This window comes from Synechocystis sp. LEGE 06083 (assembly GCF_015207725.1).
Taxonomy (GTDB): Bacteria; Cyanobacteriota; Cyanobacteriia; order Cyanobacteriales; family Microcystaceae; genus Synechocystis; species Synechocystis salina.
This window is the reverse complement of the sequence record NZ_JADEWJ010000087.1, coordinates 1-13,831: the sequence shown is the minus strand read 5'-3', so window position 1 is coordinate 13,831 and position 13,831 is coordinate 1. Positions and strand designations below refer to the sequence as shown.

Sequence of the window (13,831 nt, the reverse complement as noted above, 5' to 3'; positions counted from 1 at the left end):
CTCCCCTACAACCATTGCCATCGGAAGACGATGTTGAGATTCCCCCTACCCCTACTCCATTGGAACTAGGGCCAGAATCTTCTCCTCCCAGCCCCGAGGAAGCGGTGGATACCTGTGGCTTTAGCCCTTCTCCTCCTGCTAACGTAGCGCCCATACCTCTGTTGCAAGGGTCGGTGGATGGCACTCCCCTGGAGGTAAATTTACTGGGCATGACGGTATTTTCGCCCCAGGAGTTGTTAACTTTACCCGCCCTCCAACCCTGGCAAACGGATCCCCCCAGCACCTCCGTTCCCCTTACCATTGCCACGGACTTGACAGCGGCGGAATTTGAAGTTTTATACCAAGGCTTAGTAGAAGGCATTACCCAGCTATACATCAATCAGGGTTACATCACTTCCCAGGCGATCGCCAGACCCATGGAACCAATCCCAAATGGGGGGGGGTTAGAACAGCCAATCCAGGTGGTGGAAGGCCAGGTAGAGTCAATCCAAGTACGGGGTCGGGGACGTTTGCGCCCAGCTTATATCTGTGACCGGGTTGTCCAGGGAGTCCATAGCCCCGTTAATGTGGGTCAGTTGGAGGAACGTCTGCGGCTGTTGCAAATTAACCCCATGCTGGAAAAGGTGCAAGCTAGCCTTCTGCCCACGGGGAAGGTGGGTCTGAGCAATTTATCCGTCACGGTGGAAGAAGCCTTTCCCTTCAGTGCCAACCTCAGCTTTGATAACTATTCCCCCATTAGTTTGGGCAGTGAACGCATCGGTATTAACTTGGACTACAAAAACCTCACCGGCCTTGGCGATCGCCTGTCAGGGAGCTATTACGTTTCCACCACTGGGGGTTTAGACATCCTGGATTTTAATTACCGGGTGCCCCTCAATCCCACCGATGGCACTCTACAGTTGCGCTTTGTGCCCACCTGGACCAGAATCACCCAATCTCCCTTCGACGTTTTTAATATCACCGGCAGTAACCCCCTGTACGAAGTTAGTTACCGCCAACCCCTCTGGACCTCTTTAACAGATGAATTTGCCCTGAGTTTTGGTTTTCGCTACCAGGATGGTCGCACTTTGGGGCTAAACCGTCCCGATTTGACCAACGTCAGCCGCACCAGCGTGTTCCAATTTGGCCAGGACTATACCCTGCGGGATCAAAACGGGTTGTGGTTTTTCCGTTCCCAAATGAACCTCGGCACGGGGCTATTCGATGCCACCACCAATCCCAGCCCCCTACCCAGTGGGGAATTTTTCAGTTGGCTGGGGCAGGCCCAACGCCTACAAAGACTGGATGACAATAACTTGCTTATTGTGCAGGCGGACCTCCAGCTCACCCCCGATAGTTTATTGCCGGATTATCTGTTCATCATTGGGGGCGGGCAATCCCTGCGGGGCTATCGACAAAATGCCCGTTCCGCTGACAACGGCGTTCGTCTCTCGGTGGAAAATCGCATCACCTTGGCCAGGGATGGGGATAATAAGTCAGTGTTTGAATTGGCCCCCTTTGTGGACTTTGGGGCAGTGTGGAACAGTGCTGGCAACCCCACCCAGTTACCCCCCAATTCTGTGCTGGTGGGCCCCGGACTGGGGATCATTTGGCGGGATATTTTGGGTATGAGCGGGTTAAACTTTCGGTTTGACTATGGCATCCCCGTGATTAAGTTGGATAACCTGACCGGCAATTGGCAAAATGATGGTCTGTATTTCCAGCTCAATTACCGTCCGCCCTTTGGTAAGTAGCTGAGATCGGATTGGAGAAATGGCTCGGTTTTCCCCATTATTCAAGGAAATCCCGGTCAAAATTGACCATCATGGCTGGAGCTTTGATTGGTCAACCTAACCTAACCAGCTAAACACGCTCTTACACAAATCAGTTTCTCAAAACCACCTACTCAATATTGATGGTGGTGGGGGAACCACTATCACCGCCGTTGTTAGTTTGATTTGTGCCTGGGCGATGACTGCGGCGATATTCCCGATAGAGGCGATCGCGCCATTCAAAAAACGTACTGTAGGCACTGTTATCCGCCAAACCAGGAATGCCCTTACCCTTCAATTCCTGGGCAATGTTTAAATAGTCACCGCCGGGGATTTTGATCACCATACTCAACGCAGCCACCGTTAAATCCGCCAAAGTTGGGCGATCGCCAATTAAATAGGGCTGATGTTGCAAAATTAACGTTAAGGCTTCCAAGTCCTGATGGAGGCCCCGCATAGCTTCCTTGACCGCATCACCACCAAAACCAACGCCACTACCGAGTAAATCCAACATGGCCGGGGGCACTGCACTGACTAAATTTTTGAAAATACCAGGGGTTTGTTTGGGCAAAATAGAAGCCCTCAAACCAGGATTTTGATTCAATGCCCCCACCATGGCCACCCGACCTTTCAGCCCGATGGATTCGTCTGCCCATTCTTCCATCAACAAACATTGTCCCCGTTGCACCGGATCGTGGGGCAGGAGAGGGTTTTCGGGATATTTACGGTCTAGGTAGAGGGCAATTTCCGTCGAATCGGCAATGACAATGTCCCCATCCTTGAGCACTGGCACCTTGGTTTGTCCAGAAAGACGGAGCAACTCCAACTGGCCAACCCCTGGCACCACTTCCACTGTCCGATAATCCAACCCCTTAAAGTCGAGAATGAGCCGGACTTTTTCCGAATATTGGGACAGTTCAAACTGATGAAGCTCAAGCATAGTGAGGATTTTTGTGCTGGGTGTACAATCGAAGACAAATTTTGTTTTAAGTCCAACATAACACGACTTTCTCACACCGTCGGAGTAAGACAGTCCGCGTCGTCCACTACGCATAGGATAAACCCCAAAATTACTAATAGTTGTCGCCGCAATTTTTTGATCACAGGTAAGACTTTTATGGACTATTTTTTGGTTTGTGGGCTGGGATATCTGGGGCAGCACTGCGTTGTCGCTTTGAAAAATTTTGGCGTTAAAATAATTGCTATTGAAAAACAGCTACCGCCCCAGTGGGAAATTAAAAACTTAGATAATTACTTAGACCAATTAATTATTGGCGATTGCAGTAAATCTAGTATTTTACTTCAGTTACCTATCAACCACATTCGGGCCGCTTTAATTGTTACCACCATCGAAAAAATCAATATCGAAACAGCTATAACTATCCGTGCCTTAAATCCCCAAACTCGTTTAGTGGTTAGAAGTGTAAGAGATAATCTCAATTCTTTGTTGAGCAACGAGCTAGGAAATTTTGTAGCCTATGAACCCAAACATTTACCAGCCAATGCTTATGCTCTTTCCGCCCTAGGTAAAGAAACCATTAGCTTACTGAATCTAGGAGGACTAAGAATTAGAATTAATCGTTTGCAAGTTCCTGATTATCACCATTGGCTAAGCTATAATTTTTTGGATGAAATTAACAATCGTCATCGTCGTATTTTAAGCCATAATCACCAGGGAGATTTGCCGCCTCGATCAATTGATTTTCATTGCTGGCATCCAGAAGCAAAAATTCAAGCCCAGGATACGATTATTTATGTAGAAACAGAAGAAAATTATTTCTTAAATAAAGGATATAATTTTAATTTAAATAGGAAAAATAACAACTTAAACTTTTCGCATTTTCGAAGCCTAATTCAAACTAAGATTAGTAGCTGGATCAAGAATTTTTGGAGCTTAAGTCTTAAGCAACAGGTAGCAAAAGTTGCTATTATCTATGGCTTGATAGTGTTTTTACTTTTAATTATAGGGACGATATTATTCAGTTTTTTCTATCCCGGTACCACCTTACTTTCTTCCTTTTATGTAACTGCTATTTTACTACTAGGAGGTTACTCTGACTTGTTCGACTCCTTTGAACCTATATCAGCTTTGCCAGAATGGTTACAGTTATTCAGTCTAGCTCTGACCGTTACCGGTACCGCCTTTGTCGGGGTTCTATATGCCCTATTAACCCAAGCCCTGTTATCGTCTAAATTTCAGTTTTACAATAAACGTCCCCCTATTCCAAAAGCAGATCATGTGGTGATTATTGGACTAGGCAAACTTGGACAAGAAATTGCTAATAAATTGCGGGAATTGAAAATCAATGTGTTAGGTATAACCTTTAATACCATTGCTAGCCAGTCAGATTTTTTAGATATTCCCTTAATTTACGGCCATAACTTAGTTGATAGCCTACAATTAGCTAATCTAGAAACCGCCAGCAGTGTTATTGTTGTTACTGATGATGACATTGTTAATATTGAAACGGCATTGCTAACTCAAAAAATCAATCCCCGTTGTCAATTAGTAATTCGCACTAATGGTGATACATTGACGAAAAATTTAGGAGGATTATTACCAGCAGCAATTATCATTGACCCCTATGTAGCAGCAGCAGAAGTGTTCACTGGAGCAGCTTTTGGAGAAAATATCCTTGGTTTATCCTGTTGGCAAGAACAGACAGTTTTGGCCACCCAATATTACATTGAAGAACAAGATACACTCCAGGGCTTATTAATTGCGGAAGTGGCTTATGGCTATGGAGTTGTCCCGATAATTTATCAGGAAAAATCCGAGGATGAGCCAATTTTCTTGCCCTCGGAAGACCGACGTCTAATTCCAGGTAATTTGCTGATTGTCTTGGCAACGATAGCAGGATTAAAAGCTATTGAAGCAGGGGATTTAAAACCAAAACAATGGAAGCTTAAAATCATCAAAGCTAGTTCTAAAATGTCAATTTTTGATGGTATTACTGCCATTGCTCGCATTGCAGGTTGTCCTTTGAAAACGGCGACGGAAACAATGAATAATTTGCCAGCAATTTTGCCATTTAAAATGTACTACTATCAAGCAATGAAGCTTAAAAAAATGCTTCAGCAAAATCAAATTGAAAGCGTTGTTGAGCAAAATTCCTCTCCAATTTCTTAGTCGGTAAGACTCTCATTCCTCTCCCTGACAGAATTGCCGTAGAATACTAATGGCAATAGGTTTCTTTGTCATGCCCAACGGCGATCGCCTTACGTTGTTTCCTTCTAACCTGATCCCATGGCCCTTAGCTTTAGTAAATACCACGGTCTCGGCAACGATTTTATTTTGGTGGACAACCGTCAGAGTGCGGCTCCCTGCTTAACCCCAGACCAAGCCCAACTGTTGTGCGATCGCCATTTTGGCATCGGGGCGGACGGGGTGATTTTTGCTTTGCCAGGGCAAGGGGGAACGGATTACACCATGCGGATTTTTAATTCCGATGGTTCGGAGCCGGAAATGTGCGGCAATGGCATCCGTTGTTTGGCTAAATTTTTGGCAGATTTGGAAGGGGTAGGGGAAAAGACCTATCGCATCCACACCTTAGCGGGGGTAATCACCCCCCAACTGTTGGCCGATGGCCAAGTCAAAGTGGACATGGGGGAACCCCAATTGTTAGTGGAGCTTATTCCCACCACCTTGGCTAAACCGGGGGAAAAAGTGGTGGATCTACCCTTGGCAGTGGCGGGGCAAACCTGGGCTGTGACCTGTGTGAGCATGGGTAATCCCCATTGTTTGACTTTTGTGGACGATGTGGACAGTCTTAACTTGACGGAGATTGGTCCTTTGTTTGAAAACCATCCCCAGTTTCCCCAACGGACTAATACGGAGTTTATTCAGGTCTTAGCGGGCGATCGCCTGAAAATGCGAGTCTGGGAAAGGGGAGCGGGCATTACCTTGGCCTGTGGGACGGGGGCCTGTGCCACAGTGGTGGCGGCGGTGTTGACCGGTAGAAGCGATCGGCTTTGTACGGTGCAATTACCAGGGGGCGATTTGGAAATTGAATGGTCTGTCCAGGACAATCGGCTTTATATGACGGGGCCAGCTCAAAAGGTCTTCAGCGGCCAGACAGAGATTTGAATGTTTAAAAATGGGTTCTAAAAACTCCCTGAATACTGAAGTTGGAGGGAAACTACAAAAAGTCCCCCAGAATTACGGTCTCTTTAGTAGGTCGATTTAGGGAACAAACTGCAACTTCACCAACGGACTTTCAAATCCCAAAACACAGCACCTTTGTTCTTTTTCCACGGAGGACATTGCTGATGGTGCCGGAACAGAGGCATTGAGTAGGGGAACCCATTTTTGGCCAATGCATTGATGCTGTACGGCCAATCTGTTCAACTTGGGGACGGCCATGCCCTAGAATTTGATGGACATCTTTTCAGCCCAACGCCGCTATTTTTCCACAATATATTTAGTTAAGCAGCTCGATGAACATCCCCATCCTTGACCTTAAGCCCCAGTACCAAAGGATCAAAGCCGAAATTCAACAGGCGGTGAATGGTGTCTTGGAATCGGGACAATTCATTTTGGGCAAAACCGTTGCAGATTTTGAGCAAGCCGCCGCCGATTATCTGGGGGTAAAGTATGCCATTGGGGTTAACTCTGGCACCGATGCTCTGATGATTGGGCTAAGGGCATTGGGCATTGGCCCGGGGGACGAGGTAATTACTACCCCTTTTTCCTTTTTTGCTACGGCGGAATCCATCAGTAATGTGGGAGCTAAACCGGTTTTTGTCGATGTGGCGATCGCCGACTTTAACCTCAATCCAAGCAAAATTAAGGCGGCCATCACCACCCGCACTAAGGCAATTATGCCCGTCCATTTATTTGGTCAACCGGCGGCCATGGCCCAAATTAAAGCCCTTGCCCATGACCATGGTTTGAAAATTATTGAAGATTGTGCCCAATCCTTTGGGGCCGTCTATGCCGGGGATTGCTTGGGTTGTGACCAGGACTGTGATGACCAGGTTAAACAGGCCCTCATGGGTAAATACACTGGAGCGCTGGGGGATGTGGGCGCCTTTTCCTTTTTTCCTACTAAAAATCTGGGAGCCTACGGTGACGGCGGTTTAATCACCACCAATGACGAGGCGATCGCCGATTTGGCCCGCTGCCTGAGGGTACACGGTTCCAGACAACGCTACCAAAACGAAATGCTAGGCTACAACTCCCGTTTGGATGCGTTGCAAGCCGCGATTTTGAACGTCAAACTCTCCCATTTAAAGGAATGGAGCGCCGGCCGTCGTCGGGTGGCCCGAACCTATAATGACTTGTTCCAAGGGGTGGAAGGCATTGTTACGCCCACCATCACCACTGGTCATGTATTTCACCAATACACCCTGCGGATTTTGAACGGCAAAAGGGATGCCCTCGCTCAAGCAATGCAAAGTATTGGTATCAGTACCATGATCTATTACCCTGTGCCCCAGGATCAATTGCCGGTGTACCGGGGTCAGTATGCCCCCAACCCCATCAGCGATCGCCTAGCCACGGAGGTATTGAGTTTGCCCATCTGGCCGGAAATGGAAACGGAAACGGTGCAAACGGTGGCTGAAAAAATTATCCAAGTTTTGCCCAGCCTTTAAACTTTCTGCAACCATCAATTACCTATGCCCATGGAAGCCGGACAACAATTCCTCACCCCTGCCGAGTCCCACGCCGTTGATGGGGCCCTGCTCAGTCAGCCGGAAAAGTTTCTCACCCGTCTCACCATTTCTTCCTTCCGACTTTTGCAAACCATTGCTGAAGAAGAACAATTGGCGATCGCCGATCTGACCCCAGAAATTATCATTGCCTGGTTTGAAAAGGATGCCAAAAGGAAACGGGAGCAGGGGGCAGAAAAGCCGGTACTAGATTGGTAAGCTCCCAAACCATTTCCGTCAAAACAGCCTAAGTGAACGTGAGTTAGAGAGCTAAAAAGTCGCAATAAGTTGGTAATTTGGAATGGCGAAGGAAGGCTTGTCAGGGTGTTAAGAGTAGGCAATGAGCCCGGAGACCAAATTCACAAGAAAATTAAAAAGACTACGATGTCTGGAATGTTCGATTTTGGGTGGTGTTATCTGTGTAGTGAAAGTATAAAATGGATGGCAATTACGACAGGGATAGCACTTTCGAGCTACTTGCATCTTTATTCCATAAAGTTTAGCTATAGTAGAAATCATATCAACTTGCACCACTGAATTGACTGATTGAGCCATGAGTAATAATGACAAAGATAAACGCCCCCTCTGTCCATCGTGCGGTTCATTACATATTTTGAAGAATGGCAGCATTCACAATAAAAAACGAAGGTATTTATGAAAAGAATGCGGCAGGCAATTTGTGGAAAACCCTACCAAACATTATATAAGCAAGCAAGAAATTGAATACATTAAACGAAGTCTTCTAGAGCAAATTTCTCTAAGAGTTCTGTCACGAATACCGGGAATATCAATGAAGTGGTTGCAGAATTATGTTAATAAGTTTTATCGCTCAATCTCTTTTGAAACAAGTAGTCTAACGTCTTGCTTTAATGGTTTGATTCTCGAATGTGATGAGTTATGGTCATTTGTTTGCTCAAAAGAAAACACTGTTTATCTTTGGTTAGCATTAAACAGAAATATGAAGAAAATTTTGGCTTTCATTTGGGTGATAGGACAAGAAAAGATGCTCAGCAATTCTGGGAGTCAATACCCTAAAAATATCGAGAAAGTGCAGAGATTTATACAGACTTTTGGTAGTCTTATCAGGATGTCGTGCCGGCAAAAACACCATCCAAGTGGTAAAGAAACTGGAGAAACTAGCCATATAGAAAGATTCAATAATAACCTAAGGCAAAGATGCTCAAAATTGCTCAGGAAGTGCCTTTCATTTTCTAAAGACTTCTTCAATCATGAATCTGCTATTTTATATTTTATCAACCACTATAATGAGGATTTAAGGTTGGCTTTATCTTAACTTCAGTACATGAATAATACTAGCTAAAAACAAAAGTCCCCCAAAATCTGAGCTTCAGGGGACAAGGAAAACGGCTATGTATTTCCCCAGAGTTTGACCTTCCGGGGATAGTTGCCGAGAAAGAAATTAGTGCAGTTGGATTACTTTGGGGCTTTCCTTCATATGGACAGTGTCCACAAAGCGGGCGGTGCTGGACTGGCTGGAAATGACCAAGCTTTGGGTCCGCACACCACCATGGAAGAAGCGTACCCCTTCCATCAAAGTGCCAGGGGTGATGCCACAGGCGGCAAATAGTACCGTTTCGCCACAGGCCAATTCTTCGCAGTTATAAACCTGGTCAGGATTTTTAATACCCATGGAAGCGAGCCGCTCTAGGTTACCTTCCCGGCTTTCACCGATCAGGCCAGTTTTAACCACTTCGGGATCGTAAATTAACTGACCCTGGAAGTGACCCCCCAGACAGCGCATGGCAGCAGCGGAAATTACCCCTTCAGGAGCAGCACCGATACCCATCAGAGCGTGGATGTTGGTGCCGGAAAAAGCACAGGAAATGGCGGCGGAAACGTCTCCATCACTGATGAGGCGGACCCGAGCGCCAGCGTTGCGGATTTCTTGGATCAATTCTTTGTGGCGGGGACGATCCATGACTACTACCACCAATTCTTCGATGCTGCGATTGAGGCAATCGGAGAGAATTTTCAGGTTTTCGGTGGCAGATTTATCAATGTCAACGTGACCCTTGGCCGCCGGGGGGGCCGCCAGTTTTTTCATGTAGAAATCGGGAGCGGCAAACAAACCACCTTTTTCAGAAATAGCCAACACTGCCATGGAACCATTTTGACCATAAGCCACTAGGTTGGTACCTTCACAGGGGTCAACGGCAATGTCAATTTCCACCAATTCGTCGGGATTGCAGAAGGATTTGGCATCTTCCCTGGTGCAAATGCCTACTTCTTCGCCGATGTAGAGCATGGGTGCGTCATCCCTTTCCCCCTCGCCAATGACGATGCGGCCCCGCATATGAATTCTGTTCATCCGTTCCCGCATGGCTTCTACGGCCACTTGGTCGGCGGTGTTTTTTTCACCTTTGCCCATCCATTTTGCCGAGGCGATCGCCGCTTGTTCTACGACTTCAATAATTTCTAAACCGAGGGTGCTGTCCACGAATTGAATCCTCCCAACTGCTGATTAGGTTTCCCTAGCTTGTGATTAAGTGTTAATAGTCAAAAGTCTATCAGAGGGGGGGATCAGCGTACAGCATTGCCGAGGAGGGGAAGTCGGCTTTGGCCCTGACCGCGGCGGGACCAAAAGATCCCTTAAGATTAAGAGTTGGGCGGATTGTCTGCCTGCTTTTTGACTGCTTTGAACCATTCCACTGCCAAATTCAGCTAATTGTGATCATGACTGAGTCCGTAATCTCCCCAGAAGATGCTTTCAACCAGGCGATCGCCAGATATAACGGGGGGGAAGGCCCCGAAACCCTGATTCCAGTATTTAAGGAAATTGCCGATAGCTCCCCGAAAAACGCCACGGTGTGGGCCTGCCTTGCTTGGCTGTATCTCCTAGACGACAAGCCAACTTTGGCTTTCAAAGCGGCCCAGCGGTCGGTGAAAATCGACGGCTACCACCCCCAGGCCAGGGTTAACTATGCCCTGGCCATGCTGGCCAATAAAAAAACTGGTGTACGGGAACAGGTGGAATTGGCGGCCCAAATGATGTCCTTCGATCAAGAAATTGCTACTGGGGTGATGGAAAGCTTGGATGACGGTCTCCAACGTAAGCCCGATTGGCGGGACATTGAACGGATTAAAAAATGGCTGACGGAATAGCCTGTCCCATTGGCCTTATTTAGTTAGGCAAAATTCAAGCAACCAATCAGTCTCTGGCGTTGGTTTGTTACCTTGAATAGAATTCCCCACCTTGTTCCAATATCTCCAGCCCATGACCCCGGCCAAAATTCGTAACGCATTATTAGCCGTAGTGGCGATCGCCCTGAGTGCGGCCCTTTATCTCGGTTTTCAAACCCAAACCCAGGGCACTTCCCTGGAAGCCCAAGCCCAGCGGGCCATCCCCCTGGCCACAGCCCTGGACAATGGTCGTCCCACCTTGGTGGAGTTCTATGCCAATTGGTGTACTAGCTGTCAAGCCATGGCTCCGGATTTAGCAGAGTTGAAGAAAAACTATGGCGGGTCAGTTAACTTTGCCATGCTCAATGTGGACAACAATAAATGGTTGCCTGAAGTGCTGCGCTATCGGGTGGATGGTATTCCCCATTTTGTTTACCTGGATGACACCGGCACGGCGATCGCCGAGAGCATTGGAGAACAACCGTTGGGAGTGTTGGAGCAAAACATCACTGCCCTGTTAGCCCACGAACCGATCCCCTACGCCAATGTCACTGGCCAAACTTCGGTGGTGGAAAACCGCACCATTGAAGCTGACCCCACCTCTCCCCGCAGTCACGGCAATCCCCGCCCAGGCTAGGGAATTAACTAAACATAGCTAGAAACTATGCCAATCATTAAACTGCTACAGGTTCGGCTATCCAGCCCTTGGGCGATCGGCTAGTATCTATTTGTGTGTGAGGAGTAAGATTAATAAGGAAGCAACCGGAGGGTCGAAACATGGCAAGACTCCTTGCGGACTTCCTTATTTTTTTGCCTATTTTCCCAATTAAGCTCGCCGACCTAGTCAAGACTCAGGGTTAGGGTTATCCCAAGGGAATCTGGAAGTGCAGAACACAGCCCGTTTCAACAGGGCAGAGGCAGTTCAATCCGACACAATCGCCGACTGTTTAAATCTTTTTCCCGGCAAAACAGAGGCAATTCCCAGAGCAGTAAGCAATGAACTGGGCCCTGTCTGCCCGTTAACAAAAGTTTATGGTATATTCAAATACAGCGGTGAAGGATTGATATTTCCCCATGGAACTGTCTGCCGCCCCAAGGTTTATTTACCTAGCCTCCATTCGATCGCCTGACTGAGTTTTTGGCTTGATCGAACTCCCTCTGCATCCTCAAACTTACTGCTTTATGTTGGTACTTTCCATCCTATCTTTGGCTTTAGCCTCTTTTTCTGCCATCCTTTGCTTCACTGTGCAGGAAGACGTAATCAGGGCCTCGTTAGGATGTGTGGCAGTGTTATCCATTTTAGTTACCCTGTTTTTTGCTCCCTGGGCCTTAAAACTGACCTTGGCCGCAGTTCCCTTCGGTGTGGAGCGATTTTATCGTTTAAGTCAAAACACTCCTATGGAATAGGTTCATCGACGATATATTGCCCAATATTGACCAGATCTTTCAAGTTTCCGAACGCTTAGTTAAAAGGCGTATTTTTACTAACACCTCCAACCTATTAACTCCCTCCATCATTGCCAGAGGGTTGTTTTTGCACAATTAACTGAATCATCAACAAAATTAGGCCGATCGCCACAAAGGCAAAAATAAAGGTGCCCATGGAGGCTAGTCCCAACACCAAAGTTCTCACCGCTGAAGCAATGCGCTGGACAATGGCCTTATCGGATAACATCGGCTTACTGGCAAAACTAACGGCGATCGCCGAAGTCAGCAAATACAACCCCCAGGCCAGGGAAGCGGAAATGCCGGAACCGACCAAGCAACGCAGGGGAGTGGGGGGCACTGGCTCCATTTTAGTTGGTTGGGGGGAAGGTTCAGTCATGGGCAAACCCTCAAAAGTGTCATTGCAGAAAACATAGGGAAAAAATTATCCATCACCAAGAACCATCCATAACTGTATTAAGTAAATTACTGCGCCCAATTCTCCAGATCTCCCAGCGCTAAAGCCCTGTATTATCCCTAAGCGGTAGAATAATACCACGATCCATCTAGCGGTTCCAAGCCTGGAATTGTTTGATTTCCCTGGACTTTGTCAAACCCCATGACTGTATCTTCCCCAGTAAATTCCGCCGTTGACCTCATCCCCCAGCTTGAAAAAATATTGGGGCAAGATGGGGTAATTAAACGCAAAGATGAGCTCTTCACCTATGAATGCGACGGTTTAACGGGTTATCGGCAACGGCCGGCCCTGGTGGTATTACCCCGCACAACGGAACAGGTGGCCGCAGTAGTTAAACTCTGCCACGATCGCCAAATTCCGTGGATTGCTAGGGGAGCTGGCACCGGGTTATCAGGGGGAGCCTTACCGGGGACAGATAGCCTGTTAATTGTCACCACTCGCATGCAAAAAATTTTGGCAGTGGATTACGACAATCAAACCATTGTTGTCCAACCAGGAGTAGTGAATAACTGGGTTACCCAAACCGTTAGTGGCGCAGGCTTTTACTATGCTCCTGATCCTTCCAGTCAGATTGTTTGTTCCATTGGCGGTAACATTGCCGAGAACTCCGGTGGAGTCCATTGTTTGAAATACGGCACCACTACTAACCATGTACTGGGGCTAAAGCTGGTCATTCCTGACGGTTCCATTGTGGAAGTGGGGGGACCAGTTGCGGAAATGCCCGGCTATGACCTAACCGGCCTATTTGTCGGGTCGGAAGGAACCCTAGGCATTGCCACGGAAATTACCCTAAAAATTCTCAAAACCCCAGAATCCATCTGTGTTATATTGGCAGACTTTCTTTCCCTCGAAGCCACGGCCCAATCCGTAGCCGATATCATTGCGGCGGGCATCGTCCCGGCGGGCATGGAAATTATGGACAATTTCAGTATCAATGCAGTGGAAGATGTGGTGGCCACTAATTGTTACCCTAGGGATGCGGCGGCCATTCTTCTAGTAGAACTAGACGGTCTTCCCATTGAAGTGGAATTAAACCAAGCCAAAGTAGAGGAAATTTGCCGTAATAATGGAGCCCGCAATACGGCGATCGCCTATGACCAAGAAACCCGCTTAAAAATGTGGAAAGGCAGGAAAGCGGCCTTTGCGGCGGCGGGTAAACTAAGCCCCAGTTACTTTGTCCAAGATGGGGTAGTGCCCCGCACTCAATTAGTACAAATTTTAAGTGATATTAACGCTTTGAGCGAAAAATACGGCTTTGCCATTGCTAATGTTTTTCATGCTGGAGACGGGAATTTACATCCCCTAATTTTGTACGACCAAAAAGTACCGGGAGCTTGGGAAAAAGTAGAAGAATTGGGGGGAGAAATCCTTAAGCGCTGTGTGG

At 47.3% G+C, this 13,831-nt stretch carries 13 protein-coding genes; 10 read left to right on the top strand and 3 right to left on the bottom strand.

Annotated features, from left to right (window positions below):
• A partial coding sequence (locus tag IQ219_RS08600) for a ShlB/FhaC/HecB family hemolysin secretion/activation protein (protein WP_194072343.1) occupies positions 1-1,733 on the top strand: 1,733 nt, incomplete at its 5' end.
• A gap of 148 nt (positions 1,734-1,881) precedes the next feature.
• Here the strand turns inward: IQ219_RS08600 and IQ219_RS08595 are convergent.
• The gene (locus IQ219_RS08595) at positions 1,882-2,691 is read right to left on the bottom strand and encodes a glutathione S-transferase family protein (protein ID WP_194072342.1); all 810 of its coding nucleotides are present in this window, start codon (positions 2,689-2,691) and stop codon (positions 1,882-1,884) included.
• Positions 2,692-2,868: 177 nt separating this feature from the next.
• On the opposite strand from IQ219_RS08595, the gene IQ219_RS08590 reads away from it, so the two are divergent.
• From IQ219_RS08590 to IQ219_RS08570, 5 genes are all read left to right on the top strand, one after another.
• A complete protein-coding gene (locus IQ219_RS08590) occupies positions 2,869-4,881 on the top strand; it encodes an NAD(P)-binding protein (RefSeq protein ID WP_194072341.1) in 2,013 nt (670 codons plus the stop codon).
• Positions 4,882-4,998: 117 nt separating this feature from the next.
• Positions 4,999-5,838, top strand: coding sequence for a diaminopimelate epimerase (dapF, locus tag IQ219_RS08585; RefSeq protein ID WP_194072340.1), 840 nt, complete (start codon positions 4,999-5,001; stop codon positions 5,836-5,838).
• Between the two features lie 350 nt (positions 5,839-6,188).
• Positions 6,189-7,346 (top strand): DegT/DnrJ/EryC1/StrS aminotransferase family protein, encoded by a 1,158-nt coding sequence (locus IQ219_RS08580; RefSeq protein ID WP_194072339.1) that lies wholly within the window; start codon positions 6,189-6,191, stop codon positions 7,344-7,346.
• A 24-nt stretch (positions 7,347-7,370) separates the two neighbouring features.
• A complete protein-coding gene (locus IQ219_RS08575; protein WP_194072338.1) occupies positions 7,371-7,622 on the top strand; it encodes a hypothetical protein in 252 nt (83 codons plus the stop codon).
• A 460-nt stretch (positions 7,623-8,082) separates the two neighbouring features.
• Positions 8,083-8,697, top strand: a complete 615-nt coding sequence (locus IQ219_RS08570) for an IS1 family transposase (protein WP_194072337.1) — start codon at positions 8,083-8,085, stop codon at positions 8,695-8,697.
• A 126-nt stretch (positions 8,698-8,823) separates the two neighbouring features.
• Here IQ219_RS08570 and glpX read toward each other — a convergent pair whose 3' ends face one another.
• Complete coding sequence (gene glpX, locus IQ219_RS08565) at positions 8,824-9,861, bottom strand: class II fructose-bisphosphatase (RefSeq protein ID WP_190598480.1); 1,038 nt, start codon at positions 9,859-9,861, stop codon at positions 8,824-8,826.
• 236 nt (positions 9,862-10,097) lie between these two features.
• Here glpX and IQ219_RS08560 point away from each other — a divergent pair, with 236 nt between their 5' ends.
• From IQ219_RS08560 to IQ219_RS08550, 3 genes are all read left to right on the top strand, one after another.
• Complete coding sequence (locus tag IQ219_RS08560; RefSeq protein ID WP_190598481.1) at positions 10,098-10,526, top strand: M48 family metallopeptidase; 429 nt, start codon at positions 10,098-10,100, stop codon at positions 10,524-10,526.
• Positions 10,527-10,638: 112 nt separating this feature from the next.
• Positions 10,639-11,181 (top strand): thioredoxin family protein, encoded by a 543-nt coding sequence (locus IQ219_RS08555; RefSeq protein ID WP_194072336.1) that lies wholly within the window; start codon positions 10,639-10,641, stop codon positions 11,179-11,181.
• A gap of 545 nt (positions 11,182-11,726) precedes the next feature.
• Positions 11,727-11,951: a riboflavin synthase subunit alpha gene (locus tag IQ219_RS08550; RefSeq protein ID WP_194020354.1), complete on the top strand. Its 225-nt coding sequence runs from the start codon at positions 11,727-11,729 to the stop codon at positions 11,949-11,951.
• A gap of 94 nt (positions 11,952-12,045) precedes the next feature.
• On the opposite strand, the gene IQ219_RS08545 is transcribed toward IQ219_RS08550, so the two are convergent.
• Entirely contained in the window at positions 12,046-12,369 is a 324-nt protein-coding gene (locus tag IQ219_RS08545; RefSeq protein ID WP_194072335.1) for a DUF3082 domain-containing protein, read from the bottom strand.
• Between the two features lie 219 nt (positions 12,370-12,588).
• On the opposite strand from IQ219_RS08545, the gene IQ219_RS08540 reads away from it, so the two are divergent.
• The coding region (locus IQ219_RS08540) for an FAD-linked oxidase C-terminal domain-containing protein (RefSeq protein WP_194072334.1) at positions 12,589-13,831 on the top strand (1,243 nt) is incomplete at its 3' end.

What these genes read in the sequence shown, in the direction of transcription:
- IQ219_RS08555 (WP_194072336.1), top strand. Translation starts at nt 10,639, where the DNA reads ATGACCCCGGCCAAAATTCGTAACGCATTATTAGCCGTAGTGGCGATC.
- IQ219_RS08580 (WP_194072339.1), top strand. Translation starts at nt 6,189, where the DNA reads ATGAACATCCCCATCCTTGACCTTAAGCCCCAGTACCAAAGGATCAAA.
- IQ219_RS08550 (WP_194020354.1), top strand. Translation starts at nt 11,727, where the DNA reads ATGTTGGTACTTTCCATCCTATCTTTGGCTTTAGCCTCTTTTTCTGCC.
- IQ219_RS08560 (WP_190598481.1), top strand. Translation starts at nt 10,098, where the DNA reads ATGACTGAGTCCGTAATCTCCCCAGAAGATGCTTTCAACCAGGCGATC.
- IQ219_RS08545 (WP_194072335.1), bottom strand. Translation starts at nt 12,369, where the DNA reads ATGACTGAACCTTCCCCCCAACCAACTAAAATGGAGCCAGTGCCCCCC.
- IQ219_RS08590 (WP_194072341.1), top strand. Translation starts at nt 2,869, where the DNA reads ATGGACTATTTTTTGGTTTGTGGGCTGGGATATCTGGGGCAGCACTGC.
- IQ219_RS08575 (WP_194072338.1), top strand. Translation starts at nt 7,371, where the DNA reads ATGCCCATGGAAGCCGGACAACAATTCCTCACCCCTGCCGAGTCCCAC.
- dapF (WP_194072340.1), top strand. Translation starts at nt 4,999, where the DNA reads ATGGCCCTTAGCTTTAGTAAATACCACGGTCTCGGCAACGATTTTATT.
- IQ219_RS08595 (WP_194072342.1), bottom strand. Translation starts at nt 2,691, where the DNA reads ATGCTTGAGCTTCATCAGTTTGAACTGTCCCAATATTCGGAAAAAGTC.